13 protein-coding genes are annotated in these 17,131 nt (G+C 73.3%); 4 read left to right on the top strand and 9 right to left on the bottom strand.

What is annotated here, in order from left to right; all coding sequences use genetic code 11:
• The first annotated feature begins 40 nt into the window (after positions 1-40).
• Both MFF56_RS20325 and MFF56_RS20320 read left to right on the top strand, forming a co-directional pair.
• Positions 41-571 carry a GNAT family N-acetyltransferase gene (locus MFF56_RS20325; RefSeq protein WP_066926691.1) on the top strand — a complete coding sequence of 177 codons (531 nt, stop codon included), beginning with the start codon at positions 41-43 and terminating at the stop codon, positions 569-571.
• 82 nt (positions 572-653) lie between these two features.
• A complete protein-coding gene (locus MFF56_RS20320; protein WP_066926693.1) occupies positions 654-1,751 on the top strand; it encodes a DUF3616 domain-containing protein in 1,098 nt (365 codons plus the stop codon).
• 85 nt (positions 1,752-1,836) lie between these two features.
• Here the strand turns inward: MFF56_RS20320 and trmFO are convergent, their stop codons facing one another.
• The 6 genes from trmFO to uvrA form a co-directional block, all read right to left on the bottom strand.
• Positions 1,837-3,258 (bottom strand): methylenetetrahydrofolate--tRNA-(uracil(54)-C(5))-methyltransferase (FADH(2)-oxidizing) TrmFO, encoded by a 1,422-nt coding sequence (gene trmFO, locus MFF56_RS20315; protein WP_238230686.1) that lies wholly within the window; start codon positions 3,256-3,258, stop codon positions 1,837-1,839.
• Between the two features lie 66 nt (positions 3,259-3,324).
• Positions 3,325-3,471, bottom strand: coding sequence for a DUF1127 domain-containing protein (locus MFF56_RS20310; protein WP_082773315.1), 147 nt, complete (start codon positions 3,469-3,471; stop codon positions 3,325-3,327).
• Between the two features lie 297 nt (positions 3,472-3,768).
• A complete protein-coding gene (locus MFF56_RS20305; RefSeq protein WP_066926697.1) occupies positions 3,769-4,089 on the bottom strand; it encodes a GCG_CRPN prefix-to-repeats domain-containing protein in 321 nt (106 codons plus the stop codon).
• Positions 4,090-4,267: 178 nt separating this feature from the next.
• A complete protein-coding gene (locus MFF56_RS20300) occupies positions 4,268-5,239 on the bottom strand; it encodes a S1C family serine protease (protein ID WP_066926699.1) in 972 nt (323 codons plus the stop codon).
• Between the two features lie 209 nt (positions 5,240-5,448).
• Entirely contained in the window at positions 5,449-6,438 is a 990-nt protein-coding gene (locus tag MFF56_RS20295) for a transporter (RefSeq protein WP_066926701.1), read from the bottom strand.
• A 507-nt stretch (positions 6,439-6,945) separates the two neighbouring features.
• Positions 6,946-10,086 carry an excinuclease ABC subunit UvrA gene (uvrA, locus tag MFF56_RS20290; protein ID WP_238230685.1) on the bottom strand — a complete coding sequence of 1,047 codons (3,141 nt, stop codon included), beginning with the start codon at positions 10,084-10,086 and terminating at the stop codon, positions 6,946-6,948.
• Positions 10,087-10,357: 271 nt separating this feature from the next.
• On the opposite strand from uvrA, the gene MFF56_RS20285 reads away from it, so the two are divergent.
• Positions 10,358-10,639, top strand: coding sequence for a hypothetical protein (locus MFF56_RS20285; protein WP_156453978.1), 282 nt, complete (start codon positions 10,358-10,360; stop codon positions 10,637-10,639).
• A 90-nt stretch (positions 10,640-10,729) separates the two neighbouring features.
• Positions 10,730-12,763, top strand: coding sequence for a methyl-accepting chemotaxis protein (locus tag MFF56_RS20280; protein WP_066926703.1), 2,034 nt, complete (start codon positions 10,730-10,732; stop codon positions 12,761-12,763).
• Between the two features lie 76 nt (positions 12,764-12,839).
• Here MFF56_RS20280 and MFF56_RS20275 read toward each other — a convergent pair whose 3' ends face one another.
• The 3 genes from MFF56_RS20275 to MFF56_RS20265 form a co-directional block, all read right to left on the bottom strand.
• The gene (locus MFF56_RS20275; RefSeq protein ID WP_238230683.1) at positions 12,840-15,149 is read right to left on the bottom strand and encodes a PAS domain-containing sensor histidine kinase; all 2,310 of its coding nucleotides are present in this window, start codon (positions 15,147-15,149) and stop codon (positions 12,840-12,842) included.
• A gap of 129 nt (positions 15,150-15,278) precedes the next feature.
• Positions 15,279-16,034: a Crp/Fnr family transcriptional regulator gene (locus tag MFF56_RS20270; RefSeq protein ID WP_066924227.1), complete on the bottom strand. Its 756-nt coding sequence runs from the start codon at positions 16,032-16,034 to the stop codon at positions 15,279-15,281.
• Positions 16,035-16,222: 188 nt separating this feature from the next.
• The gene (locus tag MFF56_RS20265) at positions 16,223-17,086 is read right to left on the bottom strand and encodes a glycoside hydrolase family 25 protein (RefSeq protein WP_066924225.1); all 864 of its coding nucleotides are present in this window, start codon (positions 17,084-17,086) and stop codon (positions 16,223-16,225) included.
• Positions 17,087-17,131 lie beyond the last annotated feature (45 nt).

Genomic DNA, 17,131 nt, shown 5'->3' with positions numbered 1-17,131 from the left:
GTACCTTCCCGACGGTCCGCGGCGCCCCAGTTGCGCCGTGATGTTCCTCCGCCGCATCCGCCGGGACACGCTCGCCGACCTGCCCCGCCTGACGACCGAGCGGCTCGTGATCGCGGGCCTCGTCCCCGGCGACGCGGAGGCGATGCGCCGCCTCACCGACGACCCGGCGATCACCGGCGCCGTCGATTTCCTGCCCGATCCGTTCACGCTGGAGGACGCGCACGCCATGATCGCCAGCGGGCGACGCGGCCGCGACCGGTTCCTCGGGGCCTGGGCGCGGGCCGACCGCGCCCTCGTCGGCGTCGTGGGCGCGCATCTCAGGGGCGAGGGTGCGGTCGAGATCGGCTACTGGATCGGCGGCGCCGCGCGCGGGCGCGGCTTCGGCGCCGAGGCGGTGTCCGGCATCCTCGGCCTCCTCAAGGGCCGGTTCCCCCATCGCACGATCGTGGCGGAGTGCCGCCCGGCCAACACGGCCTCCTGGGGCCTGCTCACCAAGCTCGGCTTCCGCGACACCGGCGACGACGGCCACCGGCCGGGCCGGCGCGTGATGGTCTGGGGACAGGCAGCCTGAGGCGGGCAACGCGCCGGCCACGCTTCTTCGCGCGGCGTCCATCGTCTAGGGTATCGCCTCCCTCGATCCCCGATCACGCTCCATGACTGCCCGACCGACCCTCCGGCCCGGCCCCGCGGCCGTGCTCCTCGCAGCCCTGCTCGCGGCACCCGCGAGCCCGCCAGCCCGCGCGGCGGGCACCGAGCCCTGGCGGGTCTCGGGCAAGCTCTACGGCGAGCCGGACAGGCAGCGCCCGGAGGACGCCGCCGCGAGCGCCAAGGCCGACGACGTCAGCGGGATCGCCTGCGCGACCGATGCGGGCTTCCCGCGCGTCTGCCTCGTGGCGGACGACGAGTCCCAGGGCGCGCAGATCGTGGTCCTGCACGAGGGGGCCATGCGGGCCGGCAGCTTCATCCGGCTCACCGACGCCGCCCACGAGGGCGAGCCGCTCGAACTGGACGCGGAGGGCGTCGCCTACGCCGACGGCGCCTTCTACGTGATCGGCTCGCACGGCCGCCCGCGGCACGCCGCCGGCAAGCCCGAGGCCGGCACGGTGGCGCGGGCCGAGGCGACGCGGCAGCTGTTCCGGATCCGCTTCGACCCGGGCGCGGTCGATCGCGAGACCGGCGTGCTCACGGGCGCGCCCGAGATCGCCGCCACGCGGGCTCTGGCGCGGCTGATCGGGGACGAACCTCTGCTGAGGCCCTTCCACGACCGGCCGCTCGAGGAGGGCGGGGTGACGGTCGAGGGCGTGGCGGTGCGGGACGGCCGGCTCCATGTCGGCTTCCGCGGCCCCGTCCTCCGGGACGGCGACGCCGTGATCCTCTCGGTGCCGCTGGAGGGGCTGTTCGAGGGCGAGGCGGGCGCCGCGGCGGTCAGCCGGCTGGCGCTCGGGCGCGACAGCGAGGGCCGGGCGCGGGGCGTGCGCGACCTCGCCGCCGTGCCGGAGGGCTTCCTGATCCTGGCCGGCCCGATGCTCGACCCGAAGGGCGACGGCGTGGAGGCCGGCGACTACGCGATCTTCCGCTGGAACGGTGCGGATGCCCCCGTCCAGGCGCTCGCCCTCGACGGCTACGGCAGGAAGGTCAAGCCCGAGGCGCTCCTGCCGCTGGAGCGGACGCAGGACCGCCTGCGCGCCCTGGTGCTGTTCGACGGGCCGAAGGAGGGCGCGCCGCGGACGGTCGAGATCCCGCTGCGCTGACCGGCTCCGGGACCCGGCTGCGAGAGCCCGGTCCGGGGTGCTTCGATCCTCAGGGATCCCGGGCGCCCGCGAGGCCGCCGCGGCCCTACTCCGCCGCCGCGCGCGGCGCGTCCCCGCCGATCCACGCCGCGAGGTCGGCCCGCGCCCGGTCGGTCAGCGCGCGCTTCTTCAGCGCCGCCTTCTCGGGGCCGCGCAGGCGCCGGCCGGTCTCGTTGCGGGGCATCCGGTCGAGCGGGGGGAACAGGCCGAAATTGACGTTCATCGGCTGGAAGGAGCGGGGCGCGCCCTCGTCGGCCGCCTCCACGTGCCCGCCCGTGATGTGGGCGATCAGCGCGCCCAGCGCCGTCGTCTGCGGCAGGGGCGCCAGCGGACGGCCCTCGGCCTCGGCCACCGCGAAGCGCCCCGCCATCAACCCGACCGCGGCGCTCTCCACGTAGCCCTCGCAGCCGGTGATCTGGCCGGCGAAGCGCAAGGCGGGCCGCGCCCTCAGCCGGAGCGTGGCGTCGAGCAACCGCGGGCTGTCGAGGTAGGTGTTGCGGTGGAGACCCCCGAGGCGGGCGAACTCCGCGTTCTCCAGGCCGGGAATCGTGCGGAAGATCCGCACCTGCTCGGCGTGGCGCAGCTTCGTCTGGAAGCCGACCATGTTGTAGAGCGTGCCGAGCGCGTTGTCCTGGCGCAGCTGGACGATCGCGCAGGCCTTCACGGTGGGATTGTGCGGGTTGGTCAGGCCGACGGGCTTCATCGGACCGTGCCGCAGGGTCTCCGGGCCGCGCTCGGCCATCACCTCGATCGGCAGGCAGCCGTCGAAATAGGGGGTCGAGGCCTCCCACTCCTTGAACCCGGTCTTCTCACCGGCGATCAGCGCCGCGATGAAGGCGTCGTACTGCTCCCGGTCGAGCGGGCAGTTGATGTAGTCGGCCCCCGTGCCGCCCGGACCCGCCTTGTCGTAGCGGGACTGGAACCAGGCCTTGCCCATGTCGATCGAGTCGCGATGCACGATCGGCGCGATGGCGTCGAAGAAGGCGAGCGATTCCGCGCCGGTCAGCCCACGGATCGCCTCGGCGAGGCCGGGCGCGGTGAGCGGTCCGGTCGCCACGATGGTCGGGCCCCAGCTCTCGGGCGGCAGGTCGTCGATCGCCTCCCGGCGGATCTCGACGTTGGGATGGGCGCCGAGCGCGGCGGTCACCGCCTCCGAGAACCCGTCGCGATCGACCGCGAGCGCGCCGCCGGCCGGCACCTGATGCGCGTCGCCGGCCCGCATGATCAGCGAGCCGAGGGTGCGCATCTCCTGGTGCAGCAGGCCGACGGCGTTGCCGTTGGGGTCGTCGGAGCGGAAGGAGTTCGAGCAGACGAGCTCGGCCAGACCTTCGGTCTGGTGCGCCTCGGTGCGGCGGAGCGGCCGCATCTCGTGGATCACGGCGCGGTGGCCGGCTTCGGCGATCTGCCAGGCGGCCTCGGAGCCCGCGAGCCCGCCGCCGACGATGTGGATGGTGCTTGCCTCGGTCATGCGCCGGCATACCGGAGGCGGGGGGCCCCGATCAACGGGGCCGCCCGGAACGGACGCGCGACGTCCTCAGTGGCGGACGAGGCCGCGGATCTCGTAGCGGCTGATGCCGAGGTCGGCGAGCTCGCGGTCGGTGAGGCGGGAGAGCTGCGTGACGGTGTCCCGGTAGCGCAGGTAGGCGCGGACACGGTTCAGAACGCTGCGGGCGGCGGCCATGGAATAACGAACCCTTGCTTGCGGCCGCACCGCCCACCGCTTGGGCAGCGCCGCCTGTGTTTGATGCAGCGCATATATGGCCTGCCGCATCGCAGCAGGAGGCGGCCCGGACGAGCGGCTGATATGCAGCAAGAGCATGTTCCGCTTAAGGTTTCGGCAAGCCTGCCGGGTGCGCGCGGGAAGGGCACGCGATCGGCCTCGGCGCGCGGGAGGACCTGCCGCGCGGGCAGGCTTGCAAAAGAAAAAGGCACCCCGCGATGCGGGGTGCCGTCCGGGTCGGGCCGAGGCGGGCGGGGGCTACCAGCGCGGGCCGTAGAAGCCGTAGGGCCGGTACGGACGCGGATACGGACGGCCGTAGGGACCCCAGCCGATCGGGCGGCGCTCGTAGGCGCGCGGGCCCCAGTAGGGGCGGGGGCCCCAGTTCGGCCGGCAGACGCCCCAGGGATTCGGATGGAAACCGGGGCCGCAGCCGCCCGCGACCGTCTGGACCGTCGCCTCGCCGGCGAGCGGGGCCGGAGCGAGCGGCGCGGCGTTGGCCGAGCCGGCGAAGCCGAGGCCACCGGCGACGAGGGCGGCCAGAACGAGCGTGCGCCCGCGGGGCGCGTTCACATGCGTCATGACGGATCTCTCCTTCATGTCCGGGCCCGAAAGCGCCGGACGGGCGCGCACGAAACTGCACCCGGCCGGATGAACCGACGCTGATGGACGGATCCAGCATTCCGTCAGCAAGCGGTCCGCCGGACGCCCGGCGCCGGGGTCCCGACGACGGCGCGGCCTGCCAAGCGGGCCCGTGCGCTCAGTGCATCGGCGGGCTGATCAGGAAGCGCTCGCGGTCGCTCGAGACCAGGGTGAGCTTGTGCACGCGTCCGTCGCGCCGCACCGTCAGCGGAACCCGTACGCCGGCCTCGCCCAGCGCCCAGACGCTGCGGAAGAGCCCCGCAAGGTCTCCGACCGGCTCGCCCGCCACGGCCTCGATCAGGTCGCCGACACGCAGGTCGGCGCTCTCCGCCGGACCGTGGTCGGCGAGACCCATCACCACGATGCCCTCCTCGCTCTCCGTCGCGTAGAGGCCGAGCCAGGGCCGCAGCGGCCGGTTCGGCCGGCCGCGCGCGACGAGGTCGTCGAGGATCGGCGGCAGAAACTCGATCGGCACCACCATGTTGATGGCCCGGGCGCTGCCGCCACCCTGCTGCAGCTGCAGGGAGCCGATGCCCAGGAGGTCGCCCGCGGGACCGATCAGTGCGGTGCCGCCCCAGTGCGGGTGCGAGGGCGCGGTGAACAGGGCCTCGTCGAGCACGTATTCCCAGTAGCCGGCGAACTCCTGGCGGGCGACGAGCTCGACCGAGACCGCGCGGGTGCGCCCGCCGGCGCCGGCCAGCACGGCGCGATCCCCGACCTTCAGCGTGCGCGAGTCGCCGAGCGGCAGCACCGGCACGTCGAGCCGCCCGAGCGCCTGGACGAGCCCGAAGCCCGTGGCGGCGTCGAAGCCCATCACGTGGCCCGGCACGGAGCGGCCGTCATGGGTGGTCAGCCACACGCTCTCGGCCTCGGTGACGAGGTAGCCGATGGTCAGGACGAGGCCGTCCTCGCGGATCGCCACGCCGTTGCCGGCCCGCTCGGTGCCCAGCACCTCCGCGGTGAAGGCGGCCTCGGGCACGCGCGTCGAGAGCGCCACCACGGCCGAGACCGCCCGCTCCAGGTCGTAGCGGCAGTCGGCGGCCTTCGGTTGGACGGATGCCGGGATCTTCCACTCGCCCTGGCTGCTCATGCCGCTCACCCGCCGCTCGCGTCTCCGGCCCTGCCGGGACGGCCCCGGCCCGGGGATCCGCGCTGAGATAGGACGCCGCCGCGCCGCCGACAGCCGGTTCGTTCGAATGGATGCGGCACCGGACGAGAAATGAGAAAGCCGCCCGGCATGGACCGGGCGGCTCCTCCGAAGGGTGCGGGCCGGGCGTCCGAGGACGCCCGATCCGATGATCAGTACTTGCGCACCAGCGGGGCCGGGGCGATCGGGGCCGCAGGCGCCGCCGCCGTGTAGAGCGGGGCGATGATGCGGAACCAGCCGTCGGTCGAGTAGTTGTCGCGGGTCCGGCCGAGGGCGTCCGTGTAGCGGGCGCCGGTGGCGACGTCGCGAGCGACGTAGAGCTGGGCGGTGAAGGGCCCGAAATCGTAGCCGATGAGGCCGCCGAGGGCGAACCGGCCGCGGTTGCCGGCAGCGGCCGACAGCGGGCCGATGTCGAAGTTGAACGTGCCGTAGCCGACGGCGCCGAACTCGAACTTGCCGAACTTCTTCGTCGCCGTGAGGTCGATGTTCAGCGAGTCGGAGAGGTTGATCGGGCCGATGGCGGCGCCGACCAGGCCGGGGAAGCGGCCGGGCGAGTCGTAGATGTTGGCGGTCAGGTTGGCGGTGATGTTCCAGCCGTCACCCGTGTAGCTGCCGGCGACGCCGAAGCGGTAGGTGTTCGACGAGAGCTGGGGCAGGACCGGGGTGCAGCCGGCGGTGAGCGCGCCGGGGGTGCAGAGCGAGCCGCGGTCGCCGTTCAGGTCGTTCAGGTACGCGCCGCCGAGGAGGCTGGCGCCGAAGTTGCCGCCGAGGTCGAACGCCCAGATACCGCCGACGAAGGTGCCGACGTTGATCGAGATGTCGCGGTTCGGCACGCCGGCGCGGTTGCGGGTGAAGGCGAACACGGTCGGGGGCGCGACGAGCAGCTCGATGCGGCCGCCGAGCGGAACCAGCGGGGTCGACCAGACCAGCACCGGGATGTTCACGGCCGTGTCGGGCGAGAACGGCGCGTCGGTGCGGCGGTAGGTGAAGGTGTTCAGGGCATAGATGCCCTCCGGCAGCGGAGCGCCGGTCGCGAGGCCGACCTGCTCGCCGGGCACCGTGGTGGTCTGCGCGAGCGCCGGCGTCGCCGTCGCCGCGGCCGTGAGCGCGAAGGCGCCGGCTGCGAGCCACTTCTTCATCATGTTATCGTTCCTTCCCAAGGATCCCTGGCCTTCCGTCCCGTAGCCCCAGCACTTCGGTTCCGGTTCGCTGCCGTGCAGCCCCCGAGTCGCCCGGTACCGGGTGCCCCCTTACGGCGCCACCCCAAGTCTCAACGATTGGGACTATTCTACACGGCGTTGCAGAAGGACAGTGGAATGCCTGCCCTTCGGGCAGAAGCCCCAGCAGCGTTGCGCAAAAGCCGCATTCCTGCTGCGGCGCGGCAAGACCTGTTCTTGCCTGATCTGACCCGTGCGATGCGGGTCACCCGGCAAAATATCTCAGAACGGTCAAGCTGTTGGGCGGACCTGCCCCCCCGGGAGAATCCGGCAACCGCACCGTGGCCGATCGCCCGCCGGCAGGCCGCGGCCGCGGGCGGGACTGCCCGCGCGCCGGGCGGCCGACGACCCCGCGATGGGCAATCCGGGGCCCGTCATCCCGAATCGGGTGCGTTCCGTGCCGGAATCGGTCCCGTCCGTCCCGCCCCGGCGCTACTCGGCGGCGTCGCGGCGCGCGGCGAGGGGTCGGCGCGCCAGCACCTCGCGCAGGAAGCGGCCGGTGTGGCTCGCGGTCGAGCGGGCGATCTGCTCGGGCGTGCCCTGCGCCACCACCATGCCGCCGCCGCTGCCGCCCTCCGGGCCCATGTCGATCACCCAGTCGGCGGTCTTGATGACTTCGAGGTTGTGCTCGATCACCACGACGGTGTTGCCCTGATCGACGAGTTCGTGGAGCACCTCCATGAGCTTGGCGACGTCGTGGAAGTGCAGACCGGTGGTCGGCTCGTCGAGGATGTAGAGGGTCCGGCCGGTGGCGCGCTTCGAGAGCTCCTTCGAGAGCTTCACCCGCTGCGCCTCGCCGCCCGACAGGGTCGTCGCCTGCTGGCCGACCCGGACGTAGTGCAGGCCGACGCGCTTCAGGGTCTCCATCTTGTCGCGGATCGCGGGCACCGCCTTGAACAGCTCGGCCGCCTCCTCGACGGTCATGTCGAGCACGTCGGAGATCGAGCGCTCGCGGTACTTCACCTCCAACGTCTCGCGGTCGTAGCGCCGGCCCTTGCAGACGTCGCAGGTGACGTAGACGTCGGGCAGGAAGTGCATCTCGATCTTGATGACGCCGTCGCCCGAGCAGGCCTCGCAGCGCCCGCCCTTCACGTTGAACGAGAAGCGCCCCGCCTGGTAGCCGCGGGCCTTGGCCTCGGGCAGGCCCGCGAACCAGTCGCGGATCGGCGTGAAGGCGCCGATATAGGTGGCCGGGTTCGAGCGCGGCGTGCGCCCGATCGGCGACTGGTCGATGTCGATGACCTTGTCGAGGTGCTCCAGCCCTTCGAGCCGCCCGTAGGGCGCCGGGTGCTCCAGGGCGCCGTTGAGCTTCTTGGCCACCGCCTTGTAGAGCGTGTCGATGATGAGGGTCGACTTGCCGCCGCCCGACACGCCCGTGATGCAGGTGAAGGTGCCGAGCGGGATCTCGACATCGACGTCGCGCAGGTTGTTGCCGCGGGCGCCGTAGAGGGCGAGCTTGCCCTTGCGGCCCTTCCGGCGCGAGGTGGGCGTGCGGACCGAGAGCGCGCCCGTCAGGTACTTGGCGGTGAGCGAATCGGGGTTGGCCAGCACCGCCTCGGGCGTGCCCTGCGCGATGATCCGGCCCCCGTGGATGCCCGCGCCCGGCCCCACGTCGACCACGTAGTCGGCCTGCAGGATCGCGTCCTCGTCGTGCTCGACCACGATCACCGAGTTGCCGAGGTCGCGCAGGCGCTTCAGCGTGCCGAGGAGGCGCTCGTTGTCGCGCTGGTGCAGGCCGATCGAGGGCTCGTCCAGCACGTAGAGCACGCCCGTGAGGCCCGAGCCGATCTGCGAGGCGAGCCGGATGCGCTGGCTCTCGCCGCCCGAGAGCGAGCCCGAGCCGCGGGCGAGCGTCAGGTATTCCAGGCCGACATCGACCAGGAAGGTCAGGCGGTCGCGGATCTCCTTCAGGATGCGGACCGCGATCTCGTTCTGCTTGGGCGTGAGCCTGTCAGGGAGCTCGGAGAACCAGCGATGCGCGTCCGAGACCGAGAGGGCGGTCACCTCGGCCACGTCCCGCATGTCGATCTTCACCGCGAGCGCCTCGGGCTTCAGCCGCTTGCCCGCGCAGGCGGCGCAGGGCGTCTCGCTCATGAAGCGGCCGATCTCCTCGCGGGTGGCGTCGCTGTCGGTCTCCTTGTAGCGGCGCTCGAGGTTCGGGATCACGCCCTCGAACGGCTTCGAGACGCCGTAGGCGCGCATGCCGTCGTCGTAGGCGAAGCGCACCGCCTGCTCGCCCGTGCCGTAGAGGACCACCGCGCGGGCGGAGGCCGGCAGCGCGTCCCAGGCCACCGTCGTCTTGAAGCCGAAATGCTTGGCGAGCGCGTCCAGCGTCTGGCCGTAATAGGGCGAGGTGGACTTCGCCCAGGGGGCGACCGCGCCGCGCTTCAGGCTCAGGGCCCCGTCGCCGATCACCAGCTCGGGGTCGATGCGCATCTCGTGCCCGATGCCGCCGCAGGTCGGGCAGGCGCCGAAGGGGTTGTTGAACGAGAACAATCGCGGCTCGATCTCGGGGATCGTGAAGCCGGAGACCGGGCAGGCGAAGCGCGACGAGAAGGTGATCTTCTGAGGAATCTCGCCCTCCGGCGCGTCCGCGAACTCGATGTCGGCGATGCCGTCGGCGAGTTCCAGCGCCGTCTCGAAGGACTCGGCCAACCGGGAGCCGATGTCGTCGCGCACCACGATCCGGTCCACCACCACGTCGATGTCGTGCTTGAGCTTCTTGTCGAGCTTGGGCACGTCGTCGATGGCGTAGTACTCGCCGTCGATGCGCAGGCGCTGGAAGCCCTTCTTCTGGTACTCGGCGATCTCCTTGCGGTACTCGCCCTTGCGCCCGCGCACCACCGGGGCGAGCAGGTAGAGCCGCGTCTTCTCCGGCAGCGCCAGGACGCGATCGACCATCTGGCTGACCGTCTGGCTCTCGATCGGCAGGCCGGTGGCCGGCGAGTAGGGGATGCCGACCCGCGCCCAGAGCAGGCGCATGTAGTCGTAGATCTCCGTGACGGTGCCGACCGTCGAGCGCGGGTTCTTCGAAGTGGTCTTCTGCTCGATGGAGATGGCCGGCGAGAGCCCGTCGATCTGATCGACGTCGGGCTTGGCCATCATCTCGAGGAACTGGCGCGCGTAGGCCGAGAGCGACTCGACGTAGCGGCGCTGACCCTCGGCGTAGATCGTGTCGAAGGCCAGCGACGACTTGCCCGAGCCCGACAGGCCGGTGAAGACCACGAGCTTGTCCCGCGGGATCGTCAGATCGACGTTCTTGAGATTGTGCTCGCGCGCGCCGCGCACGGAGATCACGCGCTGGTCGCGGGCCGCCTGGGCGCCGTCGAAGAGCCGGTCGAACCGGCTCTCGGCCTGCGCCGCGGCGGAGGCGCCGCCGGACGCCCGCACCTTCGCGGGCGCCGCCCTGTCCGCCTCGGCCGCGTTCACCGGGGCCTTCTTCACCACGGTCTTCTTCACCACCGTCTTCTTCGGATCGGTCTTACTGGCCGCCCCGCCGCCCGCTCCCCGGGTCACCTTGCCGGCGCCGGTCTTGCCGGCCGTGTTCTTCGCGGCGACGTTGGCTTTGGCCATGGGCGGGCAGTCTTTCGGAGCGTCTTCGTGCAGCGGTAACGGGCGAGGCGGCGGAACGGTCCGCACCGCTCATGTCGGACGCGCCGCGCCCTGGACAAGACGGGGCGATGCAAGACCTTCACCCGGATCCGAGAGGCCTGCTTAGAACGAAAAGAGTACAGCCACAATCCCGCGGTCGGGTCGGCCGATCGACGCGGAACACCCGGGCGCTCGCGGCCAAGGGGTCGGTCGGTCGGTCGGTCGATCGGCGAGACCGGCATCGACGAGCAGCGTGGCGGCCGTCTCCGGACGCGCGGCGGCAATCGCGCCGATAGCGAACCGGCCCGTCTGCGCGCCCGATGCCGCCGGCCGTTCCCCGCAAGTCCTCTCCGCGCGCGAAGCCCCGGCGATCATGATGATCGGCATCCGGCACCGACGGCACCGGATCATGCGCGCCGGATCCAGAGCAATCGGCGACCGGCGCAATGCATCGGGCGGCCGCATCGCTGCCGAACGTCGGTCCTTTAGCCTCGCGGGGGCAAGATCTGTCTACGAATTACGCATCATGCACTGAAGTTGGGCAGATCCGCCGAAGGCAACTCTTTTTTCAGACGCCCCATCACAACACTGCGAACAGGACGAACGAGAACAAGACGGGCGAGTCATGATCGGGGGTTTTCTGGCATCCTTGCGCGGACGCATCGTCGCCGTGGCACTGGCGCCCTGCCTCGCCTTCGGGGCGGTGACGGCGATCACGGTCGGCGAGCGCGCCGCGCAGCGGACCGAGATGGCCCGTGTGGCCGACCTCACGGGGCTCGCCACGCGCATCAGCGCCTTCGTGCACGAGGCCCAGCGGGAGCGGGGCGCCTCGAGCCTGTTCGTCGGCTCGAAGGGGACCCAGTTCGGGGCCGAACTCGCGGCCCAGCGCGCGCGCACGGACGCGGCCCTGCGCGGCCTCGCCGAGGCGGCGGCCGATCCGGCGCTCGCGGGGCGGGGCGCGGGCTTCGCCCGGGCGCTCGGCGGGCTCGCGGACCAGCGGCGCAGCATCGACGGCCTCGGGCTCACTCCGCCGCAGGCCGCAGCCTACTACACCGGCGTGATCGGCGAGGGTCTCGCCATCGTGCGGGGGATGTCGGGCCTCGTGAGCGAGGCGGACATCGCCGGCCGGGCGGCGACCTACGCGGCCTTCCTCACCCTCAAGGAGAATGCCGGCCAGGAGCGGGCGGCGGCCTCCGCCGCCTTCGCGGCGGGCCGGCTGGACCAGGCGGGCCTCGTGCGTCTCGCAGCCCTCGCGGCGGGGCAGGCGGGCGCCGAAGCGCAGTTCCGGGCCGGCGCCGGCCCCGAGCAGGCCGGCCTCCTCGACGCCGCCGAGGCGAGCGAGCCGGCGCGCGAGGTCGCGCGCCTGCGCCGGCTCGCCCTCGACACGGCGCCCGGCGAGGCGCTGGCCTTCCGGGACGCGCCACTCTGGTTCCGCCTCGCCACGCAGCGGATCGACGGCCTGAAGGGCGTCGAGGACCGACTGAGCGCCGATCTCGTGGAGACGGCGGCCGCGATCCAGGCCGGTGCCGACCGGGCGCTCGCGCTGTGGCTCGCGGCGGGGCTTGCCATCTTCGGGCTCTCGGCGGGCCTCGCGTTCGGCCTCGGCAGCGCCATCGCCCGCCCGCTGACCCGCATGGCCGACGTGCTCGGTGCGATCGGGCGCGGCGAGACGGACGTGGCGATCCCGCAGCGCGGCCCGCGCGAGGTCCGCGCCCTGTCGCGGGCCGCGGCGGCGTTCCAGGCGAGCGTCGCCGAGGGCCGGGCCCACCGCGCGGCGCGGGAGCGGTCCGCGGCCGAGACCGCGGCGGCCCAGCGACGCGCCGTGCTCGACCTCGCGGACGGCTTCGAGACGCAGGTCGGCGGCATCGTCGAGGCGGTCTCGGAGGCGGCCGGGCAGCTCCAGGACGCCGCGACCGCGATGGCGCGGGCCGCGCAGGAGACCACCGCGCTCAGCAGCGAGGTGGCCGGCGCCTCGCACGAGGCGGCGCTCTCCGCCGACACGGTCGCGGCGGCGACCGAGGAGCTGTCGGCCTCGGTGCGCGAGATCGCCCAGCAGGCCGCGACCTCCGCCGGCCTCTCGGCGGCGGCCGAGCGCGACGCCGCGGAGATGGCGGGCGAGGTCCGGCGCCTCGCGACCGCCGCGGGCAGCATCGGCCAGATCGTCGGGCTGATCTCGGAGATCGCCGACCAGACGAACCTGCTGGCGCTCAACGCCACGATCGAGGCGGCGCGGGCGGGCGAGGCGGGCCGCGGCTTCGCGGTGGTCGCGGCGGAGGTGAAGAACCTCGCGGGCCAGACCGCGCGGGCGACCGCCGAGATCGGCGCCAAGGTCTCGGAGATCACCAGCTCCACGGATGCGTCGGTCACGGCGATCGGCGGCATCAACGGCGCGATCCAGCGCCTGTCGCGGATCGGCGGCGACATCGCCGCCGCGGTCGAGCAGCAGGGCGCGGCGACCGTCGAGATCGCCCGCACCACCGCGCAGGCCTCGCAGGGCAGCCGCGCGGTCTCCGGCCACATCGCCGGCGTCAGCGAGACCGCGGCCACCGCGAGCGCCGGCTCGGCCCAGGTGCTGGCCGCCTCCGGCGACCTCGCCCGGCAGGCGGGCGCGCTGCGGGCGGCGGTCGGCGGGTTCCTGGCCACCGTGCGGGCGGCGTGAACCGCCGCCCGGGGATGCGGTTCCCAGAGACCTCGCATGCCCCTCCACCCGTGGACCCCGCCCCCCGGCGATCCCGCTACTCGGCCGCCTGGAATCCGCTGAGCGGCGCGGCGACGCGGCAGGTCAGACCCTCGGGCGCGTAGTCGAGGCTCACCGCGCCGCCCACCGCGCCCGCGAGGCCCCGCTCGATCAGGCGCGAGCCGAAGCCGCGATGCGCGGGCGCGGTCACGGGCGGCCCGCCCCGCTCGCTCCAGGCGAGGTGGACGGTCGCGTCCGCGCCGTCCGGCACGACGCTCCAGGCGACCGTGACGCGCCCGCCGGGCAGCGACAGGGCACCGTACTTCGCCGCGTTGGTGGCGAGTTCGTGGATCATCAGGGCGAGCGACAGGGCGACCCGCGGGCCCACCGCCACCGGGGGCCCGCCGAGCGCGAACCGGCCGGGCTGGCCGTCGTCGTGGAGCGCCAGCGCGCCCGCGATCACCGCCTCCATCCCGGCGCCCTCGGTATCGCCGGTCAGCAGGATGTCGTGCGCGGTGCCCAGCGCCACGAGCCTCGCGGCCAGCGCCTCCTTGGCGACGTCCAGATCCTGCGCGCCGCGCAGGGTCTGGGAGACGATGGCCTGCACCATCGCCAGCGTGTTCTTGAGCCGGTGGCTGAGCTCGCGGTTGCGCAGGGATTGCTGGTCCTCGGCCTGCATCCGGCCGAGGCCGTCGCGGACGCGCTCGGCGACCTCGCGCACGAAGTCCACCTCGTCGGGCGTCCAGGTGCGGGGCGCCGATTCGTGGAGGGCGAGCACGCTGACGACGCGCCCGTGCGCCCCCACCGGCACCAGCAGGACCGCGCGGGTGCCGAGCGCCGCGAAGGCCTCCGCGTCCGCGGCGACCCGCGGGTCGAGCGCGATGTCGGCGACCGCCAGGCGCGCGCCCGCGCGCAGCAGGGCGACGGCGGCCGGGCAGGGGAGGCCCGCTCCGGGCTCGGCGGGCGCCGGTTCCTCCGGGCGGTGCCACAGGGCCTCGGCCGGGGCGAGGCCGCGGGCCCCGTCGAGGCCGCAATGCCCGGCCCAGCGGACCCGAAGGGTCCGGCCGACCACCGCCACCGCCGCCGCCAGGACCGCCTCGCGGCCGCGCGCCTCGCGCAGGGCGTCGCCGATCTCGACGAGCGCCTGCCGCCGCGCCGCGCCGAGCCGCTCCTGCGTGATGTCCTCGATCATCGCCGTGGTGAGGATGTCGTCGCCGAGCACCTGCGAGACGAGGTTGACCCGCGCCCAGATGATCCGCCCGTCCGCCCGCCGATAGCGCTTCTCGAGAACCTCCTGCAGGATCTCGCCCGCGGCGAGGCGGCGGTGCAGCCCGTCGCGGGCCTCCGCGTCCTCATCCGGCGTCCAGTCCGCGACGGAGCTGCCGACGATCGCCTCCGCGGGGGCGCCCCAGATCGCGCAGAGCTTCGGGTTGACCCTGAGCACCTTCAGGCTGCGCGGGTCGAGCTGCACGATGCCGAGGTTGGCGCCCTCGAAGACCGCGCGGAACTGGGCCTCGCCGCGGTTGCGCTCGGTCACGTCGAGCATCGCGCCGATCATGCGCAGCGGGCGCCCCTGCGCGTCCCGGACCATGTAGCCGCGGTCGAGCACCTCCGCGAAGGAGCCGTCCGCGCGCCGGAATCGGTACTCGTGCGCCCACTCGGCGGCGGTGCCCGCGATCACCGCGCGGATGTCCTGCTCGACGCGACCCCGGTCGGCGGGGTGGACCTGGGCGAGCCACCACCCGCCGCTCGCCTCGATCCGGTCGAGCTCCCATCCGTAGGCGGTGGTCAGCGCCTCGTTCCACGTCACCGCGTCGGCGACGAGGTCCCAGTCCCAGATCGCGTCGTTGGTGGCGCGGGTGACGAGGCGGTAGCGCTCCCGCACGGCCTGCTCGGCGAGCGCCGCCCGCATCCGGTGCGTGATGTCGCGCACCGTGCCGACGATGCGGGTCACCCGGCCGCCCGAGACGACGTGGCGCCCGCGCGCGGCGATCCAGCGCGTTCCGTCCCCCGGCGCGGCCTCGTCCGGCAGTCGGACGCGGTACTCGGCCTCGAACAGGCCGGTCCCCTCGGGGCGCAGCGCGGCGCGAAGCGCCGCGTCCACCCCGTCGCGGTCCTGCGGGTGAAGGCGCGGCAGGAACGTGCCCGCGTAGCTCACCGGCTCGTCCGGTCCGAGCCCGAAGAGGGCGCGGGTGCGCCCGTCCCATTCCAGCCGGTCCCCGACGGGGTCGAAGTCCCAGATCCCGATATCGCCGGCATCGAGCGCGAGGCGCATGAGGAGCGCGCTCTCGCCCAGGCGCACGAGGCGCGGGCCGAGGCTGTCGAGGCGCCCGGTCTCGCGGGCATCGTCGGCGGGGCGGTCGGTCATCGGGGCGGTCGGGACGGCGGTGCCTCGTCCCGCGCGCGGTGCCCGCATGTGCCGGACTGGCCGGGATGCCTTAGCGGGCGCAGGCATCCGGTCAAGGGGCGCGGTCGCGGTGCGGGCATGCCGCGCCCGTCAGCGCCCGGCGTCGGCGAGGGGCACCGCCACCGGCACGGGCAGGCCCAGCACCGCCTCGTAGTGCTGGCGCACCACCGCGTGGCACTCGCAGGAGCCGGCCTCCATCTCCGCCCGCCCGAGCACGTGGATGCGCCCGCGCCCGACCCGGATCAGTCCCTGGACCTGGAGCGTGCTGAGCACCCGGGTGAGGTAGGTGCGCTGCACGCCGAGCATCGCGGCGAGCGTTTCGTGGGTCACCGGCAGCTCGTCCGTGCCGAGCCGGTCCTGCAGGGTGAGGAGCCAGCGCAGGCAGCGCTGCTCGATCGGGTGCAGGGCGTTGCAGGCGACCGATTGCAGGACCTGCGCGAGCAGGCAGTCCCCGTAGCGGCTCAGGAGGTTGCGCAGCGTGGCCGAGCGGCGCTTGGCGTCCTGCAGGCGCGCCGACTCGATGCGCAGGACCGGGCCGCCGATCTGCACGACCGCCTGGGTCGAGGACGGGATGCGGCCGTTGCTGACGATGCCGCCCACGGCCCCCTCCCGCCCGATCGTGGCGGTCTCGGCGCGGCGCCCGTCCTGCATGGTGATCAGGAGCGAGACGACCGCTCGGTCGCACGGGAAGGTGATGACCTGCACCTCGCTCCCGGCCTCGAACAGGATCTCACCCCGCCGGACCGTCGCGGCTTCCAGATGCGGGACGACGAGGTCGCGATCCGCGTCGCTCAGCGCCTTGAGGAGTTGGTTGTTCTCGAACGAAGAAACAGGCGCGGCCGGCATCGTGCGTTACTATCGGGGGATTGCCGGCCCTCCTACAACATCGATTGCGCGAAATCTGTCTGTTTGTAGACAGACCGTGAACGGATCCCGGAGTTTTCCTCCCGCTGACGCACGTCCGCGTCGGCGGCCTCCCGGCCCAGGCTCGACGCGGCGGCGTCCGGGACGCGGGGCGGCCGCGTCCCCCCGGCCTACTTGCCGGTGCAGAGCCCCTGCGAGGACAGGCGCGAGTGGTCGCGCGGGTCGCAATCCGTCGAGAGGAAGGAGGCCCACTCCGCCTGCGTGCCGTAGAAGGCGTTGCGGTCCACGTCGCCGCGCACGCCCGGCACCCGGCCGGTCGAGGTGAACTGCCAGAGCATCCAGCGGCGGTTGGAGAAGCGCTGCTCGGGCTCGGCGGCGGTCGAGCGCAGCCAGTGCGGGTAGTCGGGCAGCTCGCCCTCGAGCACGTCCTTGTGGAAGGTGATGTCGGTGTAGATGATCGGGCGCTTGCCGGTGTAGCGCTCCATCTCCTCCAGCATGTAGCGGGTCATGGCCAGCGCCTGCTCCTTCGGGAGCTTCTTCGGGCAGGTCTGCGAGTGACCGTTCCACTCGACGTCGAGCACCGGGGGCAGGGCGGTCGGGTCGTTGGGCACGTTGCGCTTGAACCACTCCATCTGGTCGCGCGCCGAGCGGCACCAGAACACGAAGTGGTAGGCGCCGCGCGGCACGCCGGCCCGGCCCGCACCCTCCCAGTTCTCGCGGAAGCGCTCGTCGACGTGGTCGCCGCCCTCGGTGGCCTTGATGAAGGCGAACTGCGTGCCGGCGGCGCGGACGGAGGCCCAGTCGATCGGCCCCTGCCACTTGGAGATGTCGATGCCCTGGATGGGGTGACGCTTGGCCCGCGCCACGCCCGGATGGGGCTTCACGTCGCCCTTGGTCGGGTAGAAGTCGCTGTTCTGGGCGCAGGCGGCGAGCCCGGCGAGCGCCGTCACGGCGAAGGCCCTGCGGGCGAGGCCCGCGATGCGGCCCCGCGCGGCCCGGGACGACGTCAGGGAAGACCAGATCCTCAGCGACATCGATGCCCCGCACCCGCCTCATGCGCCAATCACAGGGGTATTCGA

The sequence above is a fragment of the Methylobacterium hispanicum genome (genome assembly GCF_022179285.1).
Classification (GTDB): domain Bacteria; phylum Pseudomonadota; class Alphaproteobacteria; order Rhizobiales; family Beijerinckiaceae; genus Methylobacterium; species Methylobacterium hispanicum.
This window is presented reverse-complemented; position numbering and strand designations above follow the sequence as displayed.

Bases quoted from the DNA above. Each gene is read 5' to 3' on its own strand.
- trmFO (WP_238230686.1), bottom strand. From the start codon at position 3,258: ATGACCGAGGCAAGCACCATCCACATCGTCGGCGGCGGGCTCGCGGGC.
- MFF56_RS20270 (WP_066924227.1), bottom strand. From the start codon at position 16,034: ATGCCGGCCGCGCCTGTTTCTTCGTTCGAGAACAACCAACTCCTCAAG.
- MFF56_RS20295 (WP_066926701.1), bottom strand. From the start codon at position 6,438: ATGATGAAGAAGTGGCTCGCAGCCGGCGCCTTCGCGCTCACGGCCGCG.
- MFF56_RS20320 (WP_066926693.1), top strand. From the start codon at position 654: ATGACTGCCCGACCGACCCTCCGGCCCGGCCCCGCGGCCGTGCTCCTC.
- MFF56_RS20275 (WP_238230683.1), bottom strand. From the start codon at position 15,149: ATGACCGACCGCCCCGCCGACGATGCCCGCGAGACCGGGCGCCTCGAC.
- MFF56_RS20265 (WP_066924225.1), bottom strand. From the start codon at position 17,086: ATGTCGCTGAGGATCTGGTCTTCCCTGACGTCGTCCCGGGCCGCGCGG.
- uvrA (WP_238230685.1), bottom strand. From the start codon at position 10,086: ATGGCCAAAGCCAACGTCGCCGCGAAGAACACGGCCGGCAAGACCGGC.
- MFF56_RS20280 (WP_066926703.1), top strand. From the start codon at position 10,730: ATGATCGGGGGTTTTCTGGCATCCTTGCGCGGACGCATCGTCGCCGTG.
- MFF56_RS20325 (WP_066926691.1), top strand. From the start codon at position 41: ATGTTCCTCCGCCGCATCCGCCGGGACACGCTCGCCGACCTGCCCCGC.
- MFF56_RS20300 (WP_066926699.1), bottom strand. From the start codon at position 5,239: ATGAGCAGCCAGGGCGAGTGGAAGATCCCGGCATCCGTCCAACCGAAG.
- MFF56_RS20310 (WP_082773315.1), bottom strand. From the start codon at position 3,471: ATGGCCGCCGCCCGCAGCGTTCTGAACCGTGTCCGCGCCTACCTGCGC.
- MFF56_RS20305 (WP_066926697.1), bottom strand. From the start codon at position 4,089: ATGACGCATGTGAACGCGCCCCGCGGGCGCACGCTCGTTCTGGCCGCC.